The organism is Rhodococcus sp. BP-160, from assembly GCF_019836205.1.
Lineage (GTDB): Bacteria > Actinomycetota > Actinomycetes > Mycobacteriales > Mycobacteriaceae > Rhodococcoides.
Genome location: NZ_JABUEK010000005.1, coordinates 249,780 through 270,497 on the forward strand (window position 1 = coordinate 249,780; position 20,718 = coordinate 270,497).

The 20,718-nt window shown below is 70.1% G+C and carries 22 protein-coding genes; 11 read left to right on the forward strand and 11 right to left on the reverse strand.

The genetic code is table 11. The features are described 5' to 3' along the window. Window positions 1–93: 93 nt before the first annotated feature. On the forward strand, window positions 94–1,257 hold the full coding sequence (locus HQ306_RS19220) for a globin domain-containing protein (protein ID WP_222633239.1): 1,164 nt from the start codon (window positions 94–96) through the stop codon (window positions 1,255–1,257). Here HQ306_RS19220 and HQ306_RS19225 read toward each other — a convergent pair. Further along, window positions 1,251–1,508 (reverse strand): DUF2277 domain-containing protein, encoded by a 258-nt coding sequence (locus HQ306_RS19225; protein WP_027506433.1) that lies wholly within the window; start codon window positions 1,506–1,508, stop codon window positions 1,251–1,253. The genes HQ306_RS19220 and HQ306_RS19225 overlap by 7 nt on opposite strands. A gap of 130 nt (window positions 1,509–1,638) precedes the next feature. After that, on the reverse strand, window positions 1,639–1,932 hold the full coding sequence (locus HQ306_RS19230; RefSeq protein ID WP_027506434.1) for a WhiB family transcriptional regulator: 294 nt from the start codon (window positions 1,930–1,932) through the stop codon (window positions 1,639–1,641). Between the two features lie 232 nt (window positions 1,933–2,164). Between HQ306_RS19230 and otsB the strand changes: the two genes are divergently transcribed. Then, window positions 2,165–4,717, forward strand: coding sequence for a trehalose-phosphatase (gene otsB / locus HQ306_RS19235; protein WP_222633161.1), 2,553 nt, complete (start codon window positions 2,165–2,167; stop codon window positions 4,715–4,717). Here otsB and HQ306_RS19240 read toward each other — a convergent pair. Further along, entirely contained in the window at window positions 4,714–5,802 is a 1,089-nt protein-coding gene (locus HQ306_RS19240) for a LacI family DNA-binding transcriptional regulator (RefSeq protein WP_056444302.1), read from the reverse strand. The genes otsB and HQ306_RS19240 overlap by 4 nt on opposite strands. A gap of 183 nt (window positions 5,803–5,985) precedes the next feature. On the opposite strand from HQ306_RS19240, the gene HQ306_RS19245 reads away from it, so the two are divergent. Genes HQ306_RS19245 through HQ306_RS19270 form a run of 6 tightly spaced genes read left to right on the forward strand, consistent with a single transcriptional unit; the run spans window position 5,986 to window position 10,778 of the window. Next, the gene (locus tag HQ306_RS19245; RefSeq protein WP_222633240.1) at window positions 5,986–6,897 is read left to right on the forward strand and encodes a metal ABC transporter solute-binding protein, Zn/Mn family; all 912 of its coding nucleotides are present in this window, start codon (window positions 5,986–5,988) and stop codon (window positions 6,895–6,897) included. Further along, window positions 6,894–7,697 carry a metal ABC transporter ATP-binding protein gene (locus HQ306_RS19250; RefSeq protein WP_222633162.1) on the forward strand — a complete coding sequence of 268 codons (804 nt, stop codon included), beginning with the start codon at window positions 6,894–6,896 and terminating at the stop codon, window positions 7,695–7,697. The genes HQ306_RS19245 and HQ306_RS19250 overlap by 4 nt, the downstream gene beginning before the upstream one ends. 2 nt (window positions 7,698–7,699) lie before the next feature. Beyond that, window positions 7,700–8,569 (forward strand): metal ABC transporter permease, encoded by an 870-nt coding sequence (locus HQ306_RS19255; protein ID WP_027506439.1) that lies wholly within the window; start codon window positions 7,700–7,702, stop codon window positions 8,567–8,569. Window positions 8,570–8,587: 18 nt separating this feature from the next. After that, the gene (locus tag HQ306_RS19260) at window positions 8,588–9,343 is read left to right on the forward strand and encodes a LamB/YcsF family protein (RefSeq protein WP_374197689.1); all 756 of its coding nucleotides are present in this window, start codon (window positions 8,588–8,590) and stop codon (window positions 9,341–9,343) included. A 2-nt stretch (window positions 9,344–9,345) separates the two neighbouring features. Then, window positions 9,346–9,933: an allophanate hydrolase subunit 1 gene (locus HQ306_RS19265; protein ID WP_374197690.1), complete on the forward strand. Its 588-nt coding sequence runs from the start codon at window positions 9,346–9,348 to the stop codon at window positions 9,931–9,933. After that, window positions 9,933–10,778: a biotin-dependent carboxyltransferase family protein gene (locus tag HQ306_RS19270; protein ID WP_056443610.1), complete on the forward strand. Its 846-nt coding sequence runs from the start codon at window positions 9,933–9,935 to the stop codon at window positions 10,776–10,778. Before HQ306_RS19265 ends, HQ306_RS19270 begins: the two co-directional genes overlap by 1 nt. Here the strand turns inward: HQ306_RS19270 and HQ306_RS19275 are convergent, their stop codons facing one another. The 8 genes from HQ306_RS19275 to HQ306_RS19310 all read right to left on the reverse strand — a co-directional run bounded on the left by HQ306_RS19275 (window position 10,779) and on the right by HQ306_RS19310 (window position 17,149). Beyond that, on the reverse strand, window positions 10,779–11,408 hold the full coding sequence (locus tag HQ306_RS19275) for a heme-binding protein (protein WP_222633164.1): 630 nt from the start codon (window positions 11,406–11,408) through the stop codon (window positions 10,779–10,781). A gap of 46 nt (window positions 11,409–11,454) precedes the next feature. Beyond that, a complete protein-coding gene (locus tag HQ306_RS19280; protein WP_056443607.1) occupies window positions 11,455–12,291 on the reverse strand; it encodes a DUF4436 domain-containing protein in 837 nt (278 codons plus the stop codon). A gap of 19 nt (window positions 12,292–12,310) precedes the next feature. Next, complete coding sequence (locus HQ306_RS19285; RefSeq protein WP_222633165.1) at window positions 12,311–12,859, reverse strand: dihydrofolate reductase family protein; 549 nt, start codon at window positions 12,857–12,859, stop codon at window positions 12,311–12,313. Window positions 12,860–13,075: 216 nt separating this feature from the next. After that, the gene (gene rlmB, locus HQ306_RS19290; RefSeq protein WP_027506446.1) at window positions 13,076–14,032 is read right to left on the reverse strand and encodes a 23S rRNA (guanosine(2251)-2'-O)-methyltransferase RlmB; all 957 of its coding nucleotides are present in this window, start codon (window positions 14,030–14,032) and stop codon (window positions 13,076–13,078) included. Beyond that, complete coding sequence (cysS, locus tag HQ306_RS19295) at window positions 14,032–15,438, reverse strand: cysteine--tRNA ligase (protein ID WP_027506447.1); 1,407 nt, start codon at window positions 15,436–15,438, stop codon at window positions 14,032–14,034. The genes rlmB and cysS overlap by 1 nt, the downstream gene beginning before the upstream one ends. Window positions 15,439–15,449: 11 nt before the next feature. Further along, the gene (gene ispF, locus HQ306_RS19300; protein WP_027506448.1) at window positions 15,450–15,962 is read right to left on the reverse strand and encodes a 2-C-methyl-D-erythritol 2,4-cyclodiphosphate synthase; all 513 of its coding nucleotides are present in this window, start codon (window positions 15,960–15,962) and stop codon (window positions 15,450–15,452) included. Between the two features lie 10 nt (window positions 15,963–15,972). Next, window positions 15,973–16,653, reverse strand: a complete 681-nt coding sequence (ispD, locus tag HQ306_RS19305; RefSeq protein WP_222633166.1) for a 2-C-methyl-D-erythritol 4-phosphate cytidylyltransferase — start codon at window positions 16,651–16,653, stop codon at window positions 15,973–15,975. Between the two features lie 7 nt (window positions 16,654–16,660). Continuing rightward, window positions 16,661–17,149, reverse strand: coding sequence for a CarD family transcriptional regulator (locus HQ306_RS19310; RefSeq protein WP_027506450.1), 489 nt, complete (start codon window positions 17,147–17,149; stop codon window positions 16,661–16,663). Window positions 17,150–17,408: 259 nt separating this feature from the next. On the opposite strand from HQ306_RS19310, the gene HQ306_RS19315 reads away from it, so the two are divergent. The 3 genes from HQ306_RS19315 (at window position 17,409) to disA (ending at window position 20,681) form a co-directional block, all read left to right on the forward strand. Beyond that, on the forward strand, window positions 17,409–17,993 hold the full coding sequence (locus HQ306_RS19315) for a hypothetical protein (RefSeq protein ID WP_027506451.1): 585 nt from the start codon (window positions 17,409–17,411) through the stop codon (window positions 17,991–17,993). A gap of 53 nt (window positions 17,994–18,046) precedes the next feature. Beyond that, entirely contained in the window at window positions 18,047–19,468 is a 1,422-nt protein-coding gene (gene radA / locus HQ306_RS19320) for a DNA repair protein RadA (RefSeq protein WP_027506452.1), read from the forward strand. A gap of 121 nt (window positions 19,469–19,589) precedes the next feature. Continuing rightward, on the forward strand, window positions 19,590–20,681 hold the full coding sequence (gene disA / locus HQ306_RS19325; RefSeq protein WP_056444293.1) for a DNA integrity scanning diadenylate cyclase DisA: 1,092 nt from the start codon (window positions 19,590–19,592) through the stop codon (window positions 20,679–20,681). The last annotated feature ends 37 nt before the right edge of the window (window positions 20,682–20,718 follow it).

Sequence of the window (20,718 nt, forward strand, 5' to 3'; positions counted from 1 at the left end):
CGCGCTGGCCGTGACCGGACACGACCACTACTCTCGGACACACCACTCGCGCACGAACCCGTCACCCGCCACGACTATCGAAGGTGCCCATTGCTGGACCCGCAGGCCCTGGCGCGAGTGCGCGCCGGAGTTGCCTCCGCGCTGTCCGACGACGGCGCGGACACCGTGGCCGGCGCCTTCTACGCTCGGCTGTTCGCCGAGTACCCCGATTTCCGCGGCTTCTTCCCCGCCGCCATGGATCAGCAGCGGCACCGCCTCCTGCGCGCCGTCGACCACGTCGTCCGGCACCTCGACGACCGCGACTTCCTGCCCTTCCTGCATCAACTCGGGCGTGACCACCGCAAGCACGGCCTGACCGGCGCGCACTTCCTCGCCGCCCAGAACGCGCTGGTCGACGCGTTCCGCACCACGGCGGACCCGGACGTCTGGACAGACGAGACCGACGGGGCGTGGCGCCGCGTGGTGTCGATGATCTGCAACTCGATGGCCGTCGGGGCCGACACCGAGGACCTGCCGCCGTACTGGGGAGCGACGGTGGTCGAGCACCATCGCGTGCTCGACGACCTCGCGATCGTGCGCCTGCAGACGGACGCCGACATTCCCTTCGCCGCCGGCCAGTACCTCAGCGTGCAGATCCCGCAGCGTCCACGGATGTGGCGGTACCTCTCCCCCGCGATCGCACCCAACGACTACCGCGGCATCGAGTTCCACGTCCGGCGGGTGTCGGCCGGCTGGGTGAGTCCGGCCATCGTCTCGGAGACCACGGTGGGCGATCGCTGGCTGCTCGGGCCGCCGCTGGGCGGACTCAGTGTGGACACGTCGCCGGGCAGCGAGGACGTGCTCATGATCGCGGGTGGCACCGGCATCGCCCCCCTGCGTGCGCAGCTGATGGACATGGCGATGCGGAGCCGTAATCCGCGGGTGCATCTGTTCGTGGGCGGCGAGTATCCGAGCGACCTCTACGACCTGGACACGCTGTGGAACCTGGCACGCACCAACCCGTGGCTCACCATCGTGCCGGTCGTGGAGCAGCCCGAGGAGCCGTGGTGGCGGCCCGGTCCGGCACGCGAGTTCCCGCCGGGCATGAATCACACCATGGTGGGCAAGCTCGGGCAGGTGGTCACGCGGTTCGGATCGTGGGCCGATCGGCAGATCCAGGTGTGTGGATCACCGTCGATGGTGCGCACCACCCTGTACGCACTGCGCAAGGTGGGGACGCCGATGCAGAACGTCCAGCACGATCCCCTGGGTCAGTGAGGGTGCGCGTGCGCCAGGCGGCGTAGCGGCGGCACCGTCTGCGGCGGCTGCTTGCGGGGCGGGAGCACGCTCAGCAACCGGGTGGTCGACGCGGTGACCTCGGCCACGGCGGTCTCGAAGGCGTCCCGGTTCGCGTCCGACAGTGTGCGGAGTCCGCTGACCTTGCGCACGTACTGACGCGCGGCCGCCTCGATCTCCTCGTCCGTCGCCGCAGGCTCGAGGCCGCGCAGTTCGGTGATGTTTCGGCACATGCGAATCACGGTAGACCGGGCGCCGTCCGAGGGGAACACCCGAAGAGCTTTACGCTGTACAGGCACCGCGTCGGATAATGTCCACCAATTCAAGCTTCGTGCAGTTTTCGATCACCGTGAATTCATCTGTTCAACCGATTGCGCGCTGATCGGAAAGCGCATTTCCCAGCATCCGCTCGGGCGCCGACAAACCACCCCAGACGCCGTACGGCTCACCGGCGGCCACCGCGTAATCACGGCACCGCATCAGCACGGGGCACTGCTCGCAGACCCGTTTGGCCTGCTCCTCGCGGGCTGTTCTCTTATGTCCCCGTTCACCTTCCGGATGGAAGAAGACGGCAGAATCCATACCGCGGCACAATCCGTTCAACTGCCACTCCCACGTCGTGGCAATCGGCTCGGGTAACTGGACGGGCTTCGACATGACGCTCCTCGTTGTTCGCCTCGTATGCGACGTCACGCTCTCAGTATTACATTACGAACAATCGTCCAAAAAGTTAATGCGAATAGTCGTGACACACGATTTCCAGTCATCGCGAGTCACAGACACCCTCGCGGCCGCTCCTCGGACCTCTCTCCCCGATGAGGCGAGCAGGGCCCCCGTCGCCTAGGTTTGACCGAGTGAGAAGCCCCGGTCACCGTCCAGGTCGTGCGCTGTGAGCGCTGTGGACCTCCCCCTCGACCTTCGCCGCGCCCTCGTCGGCGTCGCGCGGGTGCCGAGACTGCTGGTCGCCTCCGACTACGACGGCACCATGGCGCCGTTCGTCTCCGACCCGCAGAAGGCGTTTCCGCTGCCCGAATCGGTCCGCGCACTCCGCGCTCTCGCCGGTCTCGACGGCACCCAGGCTGCTGTGATCTCGGGGCGCGCGCTGCGTGACCTGGCGATCCTCTCCCGCCTGCCCGTCGAGGTCCAGCTCGTGGGCAGCCACGGGTCCGAGTTCGACGCCGGCTTCGTCACCGAGCTCGGTGGCGAGGCGACGGCACTGCTCGAGCGCGTGGTCGCCGAGCTCCGCACGGTCGCGTCCCGCGGCGCGAACATCAGCGTCGAGACCAAGCCCGCCAGCGCCGCTCTGCATGTGCGCAACGCCGACCCCGAGGCCGGACAGCGCGCCCTCGACGAGGTCCGTGCGGGCGCAGCCACCTGGGACGGCGTGCAGGTCACCGAGGGCAAGTCCGTGATCGAGCTCGCCGTCATCGCGACCGACAAGGGCCAGGCCCTCGACATCCTGCGGCACCAGGGCGGCGCCTCCGCCGCCGTCTTCTTCGGCGACGACGTCACCGACGAGAAGGCGTTCCGACGGCTGCACGGGCCGGACATCGGCGTCAAGGTCGGCGACGGTGAGTCGCTCGCCGGCTACCGCGTCGACACCCTCGAGCAGGTGGCCGCGGCGCTCGCGTTCCTGTTGGAGGAGCGCCGCACCTGGCTCTCCGGTGCGGACGCCCCGCGCATCGAGCGTCTCACCATGATGGCGAGCCCACGATCGGTGGCACTCCTGACGCCCGAGGCCGGCCTCACGTGGCTGTGTCACCCCGAACCCGACTCCGCCGCCGTCTTCGCACACCTGCTCGGCGGCGACGAGGCGGGCCACTTCACCGTCGGCCCGCTGCGTCCGTCCCTCCCGCTGAGCCAGCAGTACATCGACAGCACCATGACGGTGCAGACCCGCTGGGCCAGCCTGCAGGTCGACGACTACCTCGCGCACGACGTGCCGAGCGATCGCACCGACTTCACCCGCGTGATCACCGGCAAGGCGAAGGCCGTGGTCACGTTCGCGCCGCGCCCCGAGTTCGGGCAGGCACGCGTCCGGCTCGAGGCCGAGGACGACGGCCTCCGCGTGTTCGGCACCAACGACCCGATGGTGCTGCGCGCGCCGGGCATCACCTGGACCGTCACCAGCGAGCACGGCCAGGAGACCGCGCGGGCGGAGATCGATCCGTCCACCGGTCCCGTGATCCTCGAATTGCGCTGCGGGACGTCGGATCTGGGCCCGTCCGAGGTGCCCGAAGCCGAGCGTCGCGCCGAGGCCGAGTCCTACTGGCACGACTGGGCGGCCGGATTGACCCTCCCCCAGCTCAAGCCCGATCTGATGAAGCGGTCCGCGCTCACCCTGCGCGGCCTGGTGCACGCCGACTCCGGGTCGATCATGGCCGCGGCCACGACGTCGCTGCCCGAGGAGATCGGCGGTGTCCGCAACTGGGACTACCGCTACTGCTGGCTGCGCGACGCGGCCCTGACGGCGTCCGCGCTGGTGTCCCTGGGCTCGCTGTCCGAGGCGGAGAACTACCTGCACTGGGTGCACGACGTGCTCGAGACCGTCCCCGGACCGGAACGCCTGCACCCGCTCTACACGCTGTGGGGGCAGTCGCTGCCTCCCGAGGCCGTCATCGACGCCCTGCCCGGGTACGCGGGATCCCGCCCCGTGCGGGTGGGCAACGCGGCCAACCAGCAGGTGCAGCTCGACGTCTTCGGGCCCATCGTCGATCTCATCGCGACACTGGCCCGCGCCCGCACCGCGAGCGGCGTCACCGCGAACGCCGAGGTGCTCACCGATCAGGACTGGGACCTGGTGTGCGCCATGGTCGACGCCGTCGAGCGACGCTGGTCCGAGCCGGACAACGGCATCTGGGAGATCCGCGGCAACCCGCGCCACCACGTCTACTCCAAGGTGATGTGCTGGCTCACCGTCGATCGCGCCATCACCCTGGCCGAGGCGTACGGCCGCGAGGCGCAGCTCGGCTGGAGCACGTTGCGTGACGTCATCCGTCGTCAGGTGCTCGACAAGGGCTGGAGCGACGAGGCGCAGTCCTTCACGGCCGCGTACGGCGGAACCGATCTCGATGCGGCCACCCTGCACATCGGCCTGTCCGGTCTCATCGATCCGAGCGACCCGCGCTTCGCGGCGACGGTCACCGCGACCGAGGCCGAATTGCGCAGCGGCGCCACGGTGTACCGCTACCACCACGACGACGGCCTCCCCGGCGGCGAGGGCGGGTTCCACCTGTGCGCCGCCTGGCTCGTCGAGGCGTATCTTCTGATCGGGCAGCGACTTCCGGCCGAAGCGCTCTTCACCCAGCTCGTCGCCGCGGCAGGCCCGACGGGCCTGCTGAGCGAGGAGTACGACCCCGTGGCCGAGCGCTCGCTGGGCAACCACCCGCAGGCCTACAGCCACCTCGGCCTGCTGCGCTGCGCACAGCTGCTGGCCCGCTAGCCGGTCCGCACCGGGCCGAGCGTCACCCCGGCGAGCAGATGCGTCGGGAGGTGCTCGGTCCGGTCCACCCCGGAATGGCTTACGCCCAGCACGATCTCACCGACGAGCCGACCCTTCTCGAGGACCGGCTGCTGGACCGACGTCAGGCCGATGCGGCGCGCCTCGTCGACCCCGTCGAAACCGGTGACCGACATCTGTTCGGGTACCGAGACACCCTGTGCGGCACAGTGATCGAGCGCACCCAGAGCCAGCACGTCGGACGTGCACACCAGCGCGGTGGTGTCCGGCGCCGCCCGGAGCGCCTCGGCGGCCGCCGACCGTCCGGCCTCCCGCGTGTGGTCGAAGCGCTCGACGATCACGATGTCGGGATCGACGCCGGCCGCGATCATCGCGTCGCGGATGCCGGCGAGACGCTCGCGCTGGACGTGGAAGGTGATGCCGCTCCGGCGTTCCGGATCGACGAGTCCGTCGTGCCGGTCGCGGCGCAGCCGCATGCAGACCACGCTGATGCGAGTGTGGCCCCGCGCGAGCACCTCCTCGGCCATCCGTCGCATCGCCACCCTGTCGTCGATTCCGACGAGCGAGGTGTCCTCCGCGTCCCGAGGCTGGTCGCACACGACCGTCGGCAGATGACGGTCACGGACCGCCGTCAGGTGCGGATCGTCGTCGGACACCGAGTAGACGACGAATGCGTCGACCCCGGCCTGCTGCACGACGGCCGCGGCGTCCTCCGGCGTCGAGGCGGGCCCCGCGGGAATGAGCAGCAGACCGCGTCCGGCCCGCTCGCACGACTCGGCGAGGCCGGTGAGGAACTGCACGGCGGCGGGATCGGAGAACGAGTAGCTGAGCGCCTCGGTGAGGACGAGCCCCACCGCACCGGCGCGCCGGGTGCGCAGCGAGCGGGCGACCGGATCGGGCCCCGGATAACCGCGGGCCCTGGCCGCGTCGAGCACACGTTCCCGCATCTCGGGTGAGAGCTGGTCCGGGCGGTTGTAGGCGTTGGACACGGTGGTGCGCGAGACGTTCAGTTCGGCGGCCAGCGACGCGAGCGTGGCCATCCGTCGCGGTTCCGTCGACCTCGCCATGAAGAGACGGTATCCGGTCGGGGTCGCGCACGTCGGCTCCGGCACGGTTTCGCCGTCGGGGTGGTGGGGCGGTAAGGTCACGACAACGGTTTCCATTAACGATAACGTTCGACCGACCCAGGAGCACCCCTCGTGTACGCACCCGCCCGAATTCCCCTCCGCACGCTCGTCACCGCCCTGGGTATGACCGCCCTGACGGCGACCGCCCTGGTGGGATGCAGCTCAGACGACACCGCGACGGCCGAGTCCGGTCGGCCCACCGTCGTCGCGTCGACGAACGTGTGGGGCTCGGTCGCCGAGGCCGTCGTCGGAGACCGAGCGGACGTCACGGCGATCATCTCCGATCCGTCCGCGGATCCGCACTCCTACGAGGCCAGCCCCGGCGACGCCGCGGCACTGTCCGAGGCCTCGCTCGTCGTGTACAACGGCGGCGGCTACGACGAGTTCGTCGACGACGTGCTCGGCTCCGCGGGCGACGTGCCCTCCGTCGACGCGTACTCGCTGCTCGAGGGGCACGCGGACGACGCCGACCATGCCGACGAGGCGGGTGCCCACGACCATTCGGGCGAGACCAACGAGCACGTCTGGTACGACCCGGAGATCGCGGCGGCCACCGCCGAGGCGATCGCCACCGAACTCGGTAAGGTCGACCCCGACAACGCGGCCTACTACACCGAGAACGCCGAGGCGTTCCACGACGACATCCACGAGATCACCGACATCACGGATCGCATCGCCCAGCAGAAGCCGGGCGCACCCGTCGCGCAGACGGAGCCGATCGCGCACTACCTGCTGGAAGGAGCCGGGGTGGACGACAAGACCCCCGAGGACTTCGAGGACGCGATCGAGGAGGGCAACGATCCCTCGCCCGCCGCTGTCGCCGCGACGCGTGACCTGTTCACCGGCAAGGGCGTCGACGTGCTGGTCTACAACATCCAGACGGAGGACGCCGTGACCGAGGACGTGCGCCGCATCGCCGAGGAGAACGGCATCCGCGTCGTCGAGGTCACCGAGACCCTGCCCGCAGGGCAGGACTACGTCTCCTGGCAGCGCACGGCGGCGCAGGATCTCGCCGACGCGCTGGGGGTCGTGTGACCGCTGTCCGACTGACCGGAGCCACCCTCGCCTACGGCGACCGGGTGCTCTGGTCCGATCTCGACCTCGAGGTCGCACCGGGCGAGTTCGTCGCCGTGCTGGGCCCGAACGGCTCCGGCAAGACGTCCCTCCTCAAGGTGCTGCTCGGGCAGGCCCACCTCACCGCCGGCACCGCGACCATCGCCGGCGGTCGATCCTCCGTCGGCTACATCCCCCAGCAGAAGGCCATCGACGAGGGCGTTCCCCTGCGCGGGCGCGACTTCGTCGGCCTCGGGTGGGACGGACACCGCTGGGGCATCGGCTTCCGTGGGCGCCACGCCCGTCGCGAGGCCGTCGACATCGCCGTCGCCTCCGTCGGTGCGGACGCGTTCGCCGACGCGCCCCTGGGGCAGATGAGCGGCGGTGAGCAGCAGCGGCTACGCGTCGCGCAGGCACTCGTCGGCGATCCGGACGTGCTGCTCTGCGACGAACCGCTGCTGAGCCTCGACCTCGCCAACCAGCAGGTCGTCGCGCACCTGATCGACCAGCGTCGGCGCTCGCACCGCACCTCGGTGGTGTTCGTGACGCACGAGCTCAACCCGATCCTGCCGATCGTCGACCGGGTGGTCTACCTCGTCGACGGCAAGTTCCGCATCGGCACCACCGAGGAGGTGATGACCTCCGAGGTGCTCTCCGAGCTGTACGACACCGACGTCGAGGTCCTGCGCGTCCGCGGGCGGCTGGTGGTCGTCGGTACCGGCGACGCCATGGACGCCCTCGGGAGCGCCGGCGGCATGCACCACGTGGACGAGTCGGAGTAGGCATGGACAAGGTTCTCGACGCCCTGAGCAAGGCATTCGACTTCGGTACGACGGCCGATCTCCTCACCTACGACTTCGTGCAGCAGGCGCTGATCGCCGCGGCGATCCTCGGTGTGCTCGCCGGGGCGCTCGGCCCCCTCATCGTCAGTCGACAGTGGTCGTTCGCCGTCCACGGCTCGTCCGAGCTGTCCCTCACCGGTGCGTCCGCGGCGCTGCTGGTGGGGTTGGCCGTCGGGGTCGGCGCCATCCTGGGATCCGTCATCGCGGCGGTCCTGTTCGCCCTGCTGGGCCGTCGTGCGCGCGAACGCGACTCCGTCATCGGCGTCATCATGAGCTTCGGGCTCGGCCTGTCGGTCCTCTTCCTGTGGGCGTATCCCGGCCGCACCGGCACCAGCTTCTCGCTGCTGGTCGGGCAGATCGTCGGTGTCGGCAGCACGGGTCTCGGCCTGCTGCTCGCGGTGGCGCTCGTCGTCATCGTCGTGCTCTTCGTGGTCTACCGGCCCCTGCTGTTCGCCAGCACCGATCCCGAGGGCGCCGAGGCGCGCGGCGTACCGATGCGACTGCTGTCCATCGTGTTCGCGATCCTCGTCGGTGTCGCGTGTGCGCTCGGCGTCCAGATCGTCGGCGCCCTGCTGGTGCTCTCGCTCCTCATCACGCCCGCGGCAGCGGCGTCCCGCGTCACCGCCAACCCCGTCACGGCGACGTGGCTCTCGATTCTCTTCGCCGAGGTCGCGGCCGTCGGCGGCATCCTTCTCTCGCTCGCTCCCGGGGTGCCGGTCTCGACCTTCGTCACCACCATCTCGTTCGTCATCTACCTCGTCTGCCGGGCGGTCGGTCGACGCACACCGTCCCGCACCGTCGTCCACGCCTGACCCGATACGCTCTTGTGGATGGTCGATCTGAACTCCGATCTCGGCGAGGGCTTCGGCACCTGGACGCTCGGTGACGACGCGGCGATGCTGCGTGTGGTCACCAGCGCCAACATCGCGTGCGGCTTCCATGCGGGTGATCCGGCCACGCTGCTGCGGACGTGCGCCGACGCCGTCCGGTCCGACGTGCGTATCGGCGCCCAGGTTGGGTACCGGGACCTCGTGGGCTTCGGCAGGCGCTTCCTCGACATCACCGCGGAGGACCTGCGCGCCGACGTGATCTACCAGATCGGGGCTCTCGACGGCCTGGCCCGCTCCGTCGGCGGACGCGTGCGGTACGTCAAACCACATGGAGCGCTGTACAACACGATCGTGCACCACCGAGTACAGGCACAGGCGGTCGTCGACGCCGTCGCCGCGTACGACCCCGGCCTGCCCGTCCTGGGGCTGCCCGGCTCGGCCTTCCTCGAGATCGCCGCGCGGGCGGGCCTGCGGACCGTCACCGAGGCGTTCGCCGATCGCGGCTACACGGCAGCGGGAACCCTCGTCTCCCGCCGCGACCCCGGTGCGGTCCTGTCCGACGTCGACGCCGTGGCACGACGCGTGCTGCGGATGGTCACCGAGGGCGTCGTGGACTCCGTCGACGGGGTGACGGTGCCGGTGAACGCCGAGTCGGTGTGCCTGCACGGCGACACCCCCGCCGCGGTGGACATGGCACTGGCCGTGCGTGCGGTGTTGTCCCGCAACGGCGTCACCCTGACCCCGTTCGTGTCGTGAGGATCGCCCCGGCGGGCGACCGCGCCCTGCTGGTCGATCTCGACGACGTCCGCACAGTCGCGGCGCACCACGCCGGGTGGGCCGTCGGGCACCCGGGAATCGCCGAGATGATCCCCGCCGCCGCCACCGTGCTGGTGATCCTCACCGAGGACGCGGAACCCGCACGGGTGTCGGCGTGGCTCCGCGAGACGCCACCGGCGCAGGTGCTCGGCCGCTCCGGTGAGACGATCACGATCGACGTCCGATACGACGGGCCCGATCTCGACGAGGTCTGTGCGACAACGGGACTGGACATCGTCGCCGTGCACATCGGTCAGGTGTGGACCGCCGCGTTCTGCGGCTTCTCCCCCGGCTTCGCGTACCTGGTCGGATCCGATCCGTTGTCGATCCCGCGCCGCGCCGATCCGCGCACCTCGGTGCCGGCGGGATCCGTGGCGCTGGCCGGCGAGTACACCGGGGTGTACCCGACCTCGTCGCCCGGCGGGTGGCAGATCATCGGCAGCACCGACGCGGCGCTGTGGGACGTGAACCGGGACGACCCCGCGCTGCTCGCGCCCGGCACGCGCGTGCAGTTCCGCGCGGTGACGTGATGCTCGAGGTACTGGCGACCGGGCCGCTGACGACTGTGCAGGACCGCGGACGCACCGGGTGGTCCTCGCTCGGTGTCGGCACGTCCGGCGCAGCCGATCGACGCTCGCACGACGCAGCGAATCGGTTGGTGGGGAACATGATCGACGCCGCGACGCTCGAGGTGACGCTCGGCGGACTGGTGCTGCGCGCACGCACCGAGGTGGTTCTGGCGGTCACGGGGGCTCCGACCCCGTTCACGGTGGACGGCGTACCGCAGGGGCACGGCGCCGTGGTCGTGGTGGGGTCGGGCGCCGAGATCCGCCTCGACTGGGCACCGGTGGGACTGCGCACCTACGTCGCCGTCCGCGGCGGCATCGACGTGCCCCGAGTTCTCGGGAGCCGATCGACCGACTCCCTGTCCGGCATCGGACCCGAGCGAGTGGCGCCCGGCGCCCTGCTGCCGATCGGTCACGACGCCGAGGACTGGCCTCGGGCGGACATGAATCCGTACCCGTTCGAGCACCGGACGACCCTGCGGGTGATTCCCGGCCCGCGCGCGGACCGGTTCACCGACGACGCGCTCGACCTGCTGCTCGCTCGAGCCTGGACGGTGGGAACGGAGTCCGACCGCGTCGGCATGAGACTCGAGGGCGCCGAGCCACTGTCACGATCCCGCGAGGACGAACTCCCGAGCGAGGGCATGGTGACCGGCGCACTGCAGGTACCGCCGTCGGGACTGCCCGTGCTGTTCCTCGTCGACCATCCGGTGACCGGCGGCTACCCGGTGATCGCCGTCGTGGCGTCGGCGGATCTCGGATCCGCGGCGCAGTGTGCGCCGGGACAGACGATCCGCTTCAGTGTCTGATCATCGGGAGACAGGAACGGCGATCTCGTTGCGGCGGCGGAACGACACCGTCCAGGGCGGGTCGTAGAACCAGGACATCGGCTCGCCGGTCGTGTCGATGCCGCGGGACTTCAGGATCTCCAGCAGCTCCGTGGTGCGCTCGGCCACGGCCTGCGCACCGCGGTCACCGCTGAACCGCAGCACCGCCACCGTCTCGGTCGGCACCTCCACCAGGCGCACCCGATCATCCTTCGGCGCCGGGAGAGTGTCCATCGTCCATCGCGACGGCATGAAGAAGCGGACCACCCATCCCTCGTCGCTCGCGGCGCGCGACACGGGTGCGGTCATCGCGATGGTCTGCCCGCGCGACGCCGACTGGGCAACGGGAGCCGTCATCGCGATCGAGTCGGATCTCCGATTGCCCCCGAAGATGTACCCGGCCAGCCGACGGAAGCCCTCGTTGCGCGCGCGTTCCTCGTCGGCGTCCACGACGGTCTCCGCCGCGATCCGGGGTTCGTATCGGCGAATCTCGACGGCCCCCGTGAGCGCCTCGGTGGTGTGGGGTGGTTCCTCGGTACCCACACGAACCCCCACGATTCCCAGTGCGGCCTCGGCCACCTGTGTCACCGTCGTCCTCAGCCGCTCGATCATGACTCGACGGTACGCGCGGACGAGCCCCACCCCGGTCGCGCTCGACCTAGGGACCCTGGCGCCACCACGCGACGACGTAGAGCACCATCGCCGTCACCAGACCCGCCACCACCCACAGCACCACGGTGTAGTCGACCCACGACCCGATCGGCGGGGCGCCGGGGAACAGGTTGCGGATGGGCAGCACCGCGAAGAGCGTCACCGCGAACCACGTCATGATCGGCGGCAGGAACTGCTTGCGGCGGCGCAGCGTCTGGATCGACACGAACAGCGTGCACGACGGCAGGACGACGAGCACGACACAGATCGCGATGTCGAAGATCGTGGTACCCACCGTGCGCGCGACGCGGATGTCGAAGGCCTGCGCCGACGAGGAGTCGATGTCGACGGCCTCCACCGCCCAGGACGTGAGCGAGTCGGTCACCACGATCTCGGCGGGTACGGGCTGCCGGTCCGCGCCGGCGCCGGAGAACACCCGCACCTGGATCGACGACGCGTCGTAGGTGTCGAACGGCCATCGCCGGATGTCGCCGTCCGCGTACAGGGAGACCGGGAGCGGGCCCACACGGGTCCCACTGGGGAACGTCAGGGTGCCGGCGCTCGCGGTCGGCGTCACGTCGACGATCAGGTCGTCGACCAGGTTGCCGTCGGCATCGGTCAACTCGGTCCCCGGATACACGGACACGCGGGCGTCGAGCGAGAAGTTCTCACCGGAGACGGTGTCCACGTCGAGGTAGACGAGCGCGGCGTCGGGTGCGGCCTCACGGAGGTCGGGGCCGTTCGGCGGGCTTCCCAGCGCGTAGGTGAGCACCACCGCGACGTACGCGGCGATCACCACGGCCACCAGGACCACACCGCGCACTCTGCGACCCGCCGCTGTCATGGACAGATGATGACAGGACTCAGGTCTGCGCGTGCGGTTCCACGACGTCGTACTCCGCGCAGAGGAACGCGCCGTTGCGCGCGAAGTCCACGAGTCGGAGATCGAACCGACGCGGGAACAGCGGCCTGCCGGCACCGAGGGTGACCGGCGCGATCGAGACGACGATCCGATCCAGGTGTCCGGCCGCGGCGAACTGCGCTGCCAGATCACCGCCACCCACGATCCAGACGTCCTTGCCGTCGGCCGAGTCCTCGATCGCCGGCCACAGGTCGGCCACGTCCCCCGCAGCGAATCGAACGTCGTGCTCGGAGTCCGCGAAGTCTCGATGGGTCACCACCCACGCCGGCATGTCGTACGACCACGCCTCCCCGGTCGACTCGTTGTGGTCGAGGACCCAGGCGTAGGTCGTGGCCCCCATGACGATGGCGCCGATGGCCGCGATGAAGTCGCCGTAGTTCATCGGGCCGTGCTCGTCGATGTCCTGACGGAAGAGCCACTCGAGAGAGTCGTTCTCGTCGGCGAGGTAGCCGTCGAGGGTGCTGGCGGTGAAGTAGGTGGTCCTGGTCACAGAGCGATTCTGCACCCGACCACCGACACCGATCGCGCTTGCGGCCGGGCACGTTGCGGGGGGTGTGCACACCCTCTCCGGTGAGCGCACACACCTCACTGCCAGCTGCAGAGGGTGCGCGGTTCAGGCAACGGGTGTGCGCACCCCATCCGACCCAGACTCGAGCTCAGCTGCCGGCCCCGTTCATCGAGTCGGTCCGCGTCCACTGAGCCGGGTTCAGCCCCGGCGCTGCCGCGCGATGCCCGCGAGCACGACTCCCGCTGCGACGGACGCGTTGAGCGATTCCACCGGACCGGCCATGGGGATCGACAGGATGCTGTCGCAGTTGTCGCGGACGAGGCGGGACAGACCCTTGCCCTCGGACCCGACGACCACCACGATCGGCCCGGTGCCGTCGAAGTCGTCCAGCGAAGTGTCACCGTCGGCGTCGAGACCGACCACCATGACGCCCTTGTCGGCCCAGTCCTTCAGCGTCCGAGTCAGATTGGTAGCACGGGCGACGGGGAGACGCGCTGCCGCTCCGGCACTGGTGCGCCACGCGACGGCCGTGACACTCGCGCTGCGTCGCTGCGGGATGACCACGCCGTGCCCACCGAATGCTGCGACCGACCGGACGACGGCACCGAGGTTGCGGGGGTCGGTGATGTTGTCGAGAGCGACCAGCAGCGGCGGCTCCTGACGCTGGCGCGCCTGCGAGAGGAGATCGTCGGGGTGGGCGTACCGGTACGGCGGCACCTGGAGCGCGATGCCCTGGTGCATGCCGTTGGCACTCATCCGATCGAGATCGGTGCGGGAGACCTCCAGGATCGAGATGCCCTTGTCCGCGGCGATCTGGACGCTCTCCTTCAGCCGATCGTCGGCCTCGGTGCCCGACGCGACGTACAGCGCCGTCGCCGGCACTCCCGCGCGCAGGCACTCCAGCACCGGGTTGCGGCCCAGCACGTTCTCCGGACCGTCCTCGGTCTTGCGGACCGGCGGACGGCCGCGACCCGAACCGGACGCGTCCCGGCTGGTCGGCCGTGCGCGCCGGGCGTGCTTGGTGCGCTCGGCCGCCGGCGGGGTCGCGCCGCGGCCCTCGAGGCCCTTGCTGCGCTTGCCGCCGGACCCGACGGTCTGGCCCTTCTTGGTGCCGGTCTTGCGCACCGCTCCGCGTCGACTCGAATTGCCTGCCATTACTTCTCCGTGCCTTCCGGCTGTGCGATCGACCATTCCGGGCCGTTCGGGGTGTCGGTGACCTCCACGCCCGCGCGGGCGAGTCGGTCACGAATACGGTCTGCCGTCGGCCAGTCCTTGCCTGCCTTGGCGGCGCTGCGCAGCTCGAGGTCGTCCGCGATGAGCAGATCGAGCGCCGCCCGTTCCGCCGACGCGTCGGCCGAGCCGGACGCCCAGTGCGGATCGAGGGGATCCACGCCGAGGATCGACGTCATGGCGCGGACGGACGACGCAGCCTCGACGGCCTCGTCCAGCTTCCCCGCGGCCAACGCACTGTTGCCCTCGCGGCGGAGTCCGTGGATCTCGGCGAGCGCCTTGGGCACCGAGAGATCGTCGTCGAGCGCCTCGGCGAACGCGGGCGTCCAGGTACCGATCGGCACCTCGCCCGCGCGCTCCGCGGTCTTCGTCACGAACGCCTCGATGCTCCGGTACGCCGATGCCGCTTCCTGCAGTGCCTCGGCCGAGTACTCGAGCATCGACCGGTAGTGCGCGCTGCCGAGGTAGTAGCGCAGTTCCTGCGGACGCACGGTCTCGAGCATCGTCGGGATGGAGACGACGTTGCCGAGCGACTTCGACATCTTCTCGCCGCTCATGGTGACCCAACCGTTGTGCAGCCAGTACTGCGCGAAACCGTCCCCCGCGGCGCGGGACTGGGCCAGCTCGTTCTCGTGGTGTGGGAACACCAGATCGAGTCCACCGCAATGGATGTCGAACGCGGACCCGAGGTAGGTCTCCGCCATCGCGGAGCACTCGATGTGCCACCCGGGCCGGCCGGGTCCCCACGGGGTGGGCCACGACGGCTCGCCGGGCTTGGCCGTCTTCCACAGCGTGAAGTCGCGCGGATCGCGCTTGCCCGCACCGACGCTCTCACCCTGGTGGACGTCGTCGAGCCTGTGCCCGGACAGAGCGCCGTACTCGCCCCAGCTCCGCACGTCGAAGTAGACGTCGCCGGCGGCCGCGTACGCGTGACCCGCGTCGATCAACCGACCGATCAGCTCGACCATCTGCGTGATGTGACCCGTGGCGCGCGGTTCGGCCGACGGGGGAAGCACACCGAGGGCGTCGTAGGCCGCGGTGAAGGAGCGCTCGTACGTCGCCGCCCACTCCCACCACGGACGGCCGGCGTCGGCGGCCTTGTTCAGGATCTTGTCGTCGATGTCGGTGACGTTGCGGACGAAGGCGACGTCGTAGCCGGCGGCCGTCAGCCACCGCCGAAGGACGTCGAACGCGACGCCGCTGCGCACGTGACCGATGTGGGGATGCCCCTGGACCGTGGCCCCGCACAGATACACCGAGGCGTGTCCGGGGGCCAGCGGAGTGAACTCACGCACGGCCCTGGTCGCGGTGTCGTAGAAGCGCAGGGTCACGACGGCCGATCCTACCGGGGATTCGACTCGCCCTGTACCACGCGAGCGTCGTCCGGGACCGCACTCTCCAGCACGAGAGCGGTGGCGATCGCGGCCACACCCTCGCCGCGGCCGGTCAGGCCGAGCCCGTCGGTCGTGGTGGCCGAGACGGAGACGGGCGCCCCCAGGATGTTCGTGAGCAGTGTCTGCGCCTCCACCCGACGTGGGCCGACGCGCGGACGATTGCCGATGACCTGGACCGCGGCGTTGCCCACGCGCATCGAGTGCTGCGCGAGCAGTTCGCGGACGTGCATGAGCATGGTGGCGCCGCTGACGCCGTCCCATTCGGGGCGACCCGTGCCGAACACCGAGCCCAGATCTCCCAGACCGGCCGCGGACAGCAGCGCGTCGCAGAGTGCGTGCGCCGCGACGTCGCCGTCGGAATGCCCGGCACAGCCGTCGGCGTCCTCGAACAACAGTCCGGCGATCCAGCACTCACGCCCCACCTCGACGGGGTGGACGTCGGAACCGATCCCTACGCGCATGGTCTCCCTCTCACGACTGTGTCCGGCGGGCGACGAGTGCGCGAGCCAGGACCAGATCCATCGGGGTGGTGATCTTGAAGGCCTCGGCGTCGCCGACGACCGTGTGCACGTCGACTCCCAGACGTTCGACCAGGCCGGCGTCGTCGGTGGCCGTCTCGGGAAAGGAATCGTAGGCACGCCTCAGGGTCACCCCGTCGAATCCCTGCGGCGTCTGCACCGAGCGCAGCGTGGCCCGGTCGACCGTTCCGGTGACCACACCGGCGGCATCGACGGACTTCATCGTGTCGACGACGGGCAGCACCGGCACCACGGCCGACGCGCCGGCGCCGACCGCCTCGACGACGCGGGTGATCAGGCTCGGCGGCGTCAGGCAGCGTGCGGCGTCGTGCACGAGCACGATGTCCGCCGCACCGGCCACTGCCAGGCCGGCCCGCACCGAATCGGTGCGCTCGGCTCCGCCGACGACGACGTCGACCGGCAGGACGCAGGACTCGACCAGACGAGAGGTCGTGTCCTGCAGAATGTTCGGGACCACCACCACGACACGAGAAAGGGCGCCGGAGGCCGACAGGCCGTCCAGCGCCCACTCGAGCAGAGTGCGTCCCGCGAGTTCCACGAACGCCTTGGGCATGTTCTCCCCGAGGCGTACGCCCGATCCGGCTGCCGGAACGAGCGCGACGACGTCCGTCACACGCGCGTCAGGACGCCGCGGCCAGAACCTCGTCCAGCATGGAGTCCGCCCTGACCTCGTCGGTTCCCTCGGCGAGTGCGAGCTCGCCGACCAGGATCTGACGTGCCTTCGCCAGCATGCGCTTCTCACCAGCGGACAGGCCGCGGTCCTGCTCACGACGCCACAGATCGCGCACGACCTCGGCCACCTTGTTCACGTCACCCGACGCGAGCTTCTCCAGGTTGGCCTTGTACCGGCGCGACCAGTTGGTGGGCTCCTCGGTGTGCGGCGCGCGGAGAACCTGGAACACCTTGTCCAGACCCTCCTGGCCGACGACGTCCCGGACACCCACGTACTCGGCGTTGTCGGCAGGAACTCGAACGGTGAGATCACCCTGGGCTACCTTGAGAACGAGATATTCCTTGGCCTCGCCCTTGATGGTGCGTGTCTCGATATTTTCGATCAGCGCCGCTCCGTGGTGCGGGTAAACGACGGTGTCTCCGACCTTGAAAATCATGTGTTCGGTGCCCCTTTCGATATGGCCAGTTTAACACGCCTCCGATCCGGGGTCGTTCCAACGGTGCAGGTCAGGGGCACAGGGCTGGTGGGGCCGCTCTTGACAGGGGGCGGGATACATGTATCGAGCAGGCTGTTCGGCCCGCTCCGGCACCGACTGGCGTCACCCGATCCACACGTCCGGACGGCGAACTACTACGCTGCGTGGTGGTGGCCGCCCGTCGGCACAACTCTCGATGACGACCAGTGGAGGACGACCAGTGACCGCATCTACCGCCCGGATCCGGCCGGCCCGAGTCGCGACCGGCGTCGCGCTCGCTCTCGGCACGGTGATCAGCCTCTCCGCGTGCAGCGCCGGGCAGATCTCCCAGACGGCGACGCAGGTCGCCGCGGTCAACGGTAACGGCGCGGACCAGGGCACCGTCTCCCTGCGCAACGTGCACGTCGCCTACCCCTCCTCCGACGAGTTCGTGCTCGAGCCCGGTGGCCGCGCGGAGCTGATCTTCACGGCGATCAACACCAGCGAGACCACACCGGACCGCATCACCGGCATCGAGACCGAGGGTGCGGCCGAGGTCGTCGTCACCGGTGCCACCGGTGGCACCTCCATCGAGATCCCGGCGCAGGCGTCCGTCGCGTCCGGAGTGCCCGCGGACCAGGACCCCACCGCCCCCGAGGGGTCGCAGTCCATCACCGCCGTGATGGAGGACCTCTCCGAGAACGTGCGCCCCGGACTCACCGTCCCGGTCACCTTCACGTTCCAGCAGGCCGGCGACGTCACCGTCAGCGTGCCCGTCGATCCGGGCCCCGTCACCCCGCGCCTCGACGACGAGGCCAACGGCTGACGGTCCCCCGTCGGCCGAGCATTCCTGTCGGTAGACACCTCTAGTCTTCGCGAGTGGCCAAGACTCGTACCAGTTATCGCTGTTCGGCCTGTCAGCACACCGTGGCCAAGTGGGTCGGCCGCTGCCCCGAGTGCGAGACGTGGGGCTCGATGGACGAGGTCACCCTCCTCGCCTCCGTGTCGTCCCGCCCGGGTGCGAGCGCCGTTCGGGCGGGCGGCGCGTCGATGATCCCGACGTCGCCGGCACTTCCGCTCACACAGGTCTCCAGCACGTCCTCCATCGCCCGTCCCACCGGGGTCGACGAGCTCGACCGCGTGCTCGGCGGCGGCATCGTGCCCGGCTCGGTGGTGCTGCTCGCGGGTGAACCGGGAGTCGGCAAGTCCACCCTCCTGCTCGAGGTGGTCAAGCAGTGGGCCGAGCGCAGCCCGCAGGACATCGCGCTCTACGTCACGGGTGAGGAGTCGGCGGGGCAGGTGCGTCTGCGCGCCGACCGGACGGGCGCCGTGCACGAGCGCGTGTTCCTCGCCGCGGAGAACGACCTGGCCACCATCTTCGGCCACGTCGACCAGGTCGCGCCCACCCTCGTCGTCGTCGACTCCGTGCAGACCATGCAGGCGTCCGACGTGGACGGCGTCATCGGCGGCGTCACCCAGGTCCGTGCCATCACCTCGGCGCTGACGTCCCTCGCCAAGGGCAGCGGCACGGCCGTCATCCTCGTCGGCCACGTCACGAAGGACGGCGCGGTCGCCGGGCCGCGCTCGCTCGAGCACCTCGTCGACGTCGTCCTGCACTTCGAGGGCGACAAGCACTCCACCCTGCGCATGGTCCGGGGCGTCAAGAACCGCTTCGGCGCCGCCGACGAGGTGGGCTGCTTCGAACTCCGCGAGGGCGGCATCCACGGCGTCAGCGATCCGTCCGGCCTGTTCCTGCACCACCGCGCCGACTCGGTCCCCGGCACCGCCGTCACCGTCACGATGGACGGCAAGAGGGCCCTGCTCGCGGAGGTGCAGGCACTCGTCGCGCCGTCGCACATGCCCACGCCCCGCCGGGCCGTCAGCGGTCTCGACGCCTCCCGGGTGTCGATGATCCTCGCGGTCCTCGAACGTCGCTGCGGCGTGCAGCTCAGCAGCCGGGAGGTCTACGCCGCCACCATCGGCGGTATGCGGACCACCGAGCCCGTCGTCGATCTCGCGTTGGCACTCGCGGTCGCCTCCGCGGCCCGTGACACCGCCCTGCCCCCGGGAATGGTGGTACTCGGCGAGGTGGGGCTGGCCGGAGAGGTCCGGCGCGTGGTCGGCGTCGACCGGCGCCTCGCCGAGGCCGCGCGGCTGGGGTTCACCTCCGCGATCGTCCCGTCCGACCAGCGTCGCGGCGTGAAGGACGACACGGCCGGAGATCCACCGGGCATGCGGGTCGTCCGGGTCACCGACGTCGCCGGCGCGATGCAGGGAGCCTTCGAGCGACGACGGAAGTAGACCACTCGACCCGCGGACGGAACGCCGGTGCGGTGAGTACCGGTACCCTGACTCTGCACCACCGGCAACCGGGAACGACGTGGGAGGGGGACCAGTGACCGACACCGTGACGACTCCGGACATCTCCCTCGGCTTCCCGGTACCCCACTCGTCCCTGCGTGACGCCATCGCCGACCTCGCCCCGGGCACCACGTTGCGCGACGGTCTCGAGCGCATCCTGCGCGGCCGCACCGGCGGACTGATCGTCCTCGGGTACGACGAACAGGTCGAGAGCATCTGCGACGGCGGCTTCGATCTCGATGTCGAGTTCGCCCCCACCCGGCTCCGCGAACTGTCCAAGATGGACGGCGCCGTCGTGTTGTCCACCGACGGTTCGCGCATCGTCCGCGCCAACGTGCAGCTCGTCCCCGACCACACCATCCCCACGGTCGAGTCCGGTACCCGCCACCGCGCCGCCGAGCGCACCGCGATCCACACCGGCTATCCCGTGGTGTCCGTCAGCCAGTCGATGAGCATCCTCAGCGTCTACGTCGGCGGAACCCGGCACGTCATCGAGGGTTCCGCGACCATCCTGTCCCGCGCCAACCAGGCCGTGGCCACCCTCGAGCGGTACAAGGCGCGCCTCGACGAAGTCAGCCGCCAACTGTCCGTGACGGAGATCGAGGACTCGGTGACGTTGCGCGACGCGCTCACCGTCGCGCAGCGTCTCGAGATGGTCCGGCGCGTGTCCGTCGAGATCGAACAGAACGTTCTCGAGCTCGGTATCGACGGGCGCCAGCTCGCCCTGCAGCTCGAAGAACTGGTGGGCGACAACGACTCTGCGCGCCAACTCGTCGTCCGCGACTACCTCGCCGGCAACGACACACCCACCACCGCGGCCGTCGAACGCTCCCTCGCGGCACTCGACCGGCTCACCGACGTCGACCTGCTCGACCTCACGGTGATCGCTCGTGCCTTCGGCTACCCCGGCACCATCGAGGCGCTCGACGCACCGATGAGTCCCCGCGGGTACCGGTTGCTCACCCGCGTTCCGCGGCTGCAGTTCACGCAGATCCACCGACTGGTCGGGCACTTCGGCACCCTGCAGACACTGCTGGCCGCCACCGCAGCCGACCTGCAGTCCGTCGAGGGCATCGGTGGGTTGTGGGCCCGGCACATCAGAGAAGGCCTGTCCCGCATGGCCGAGGCCAGCATCTCGGGGCCGTTCGACTAATCGGCCGGCCTCCGGCCTTCCCGTTCGATTGATCGGC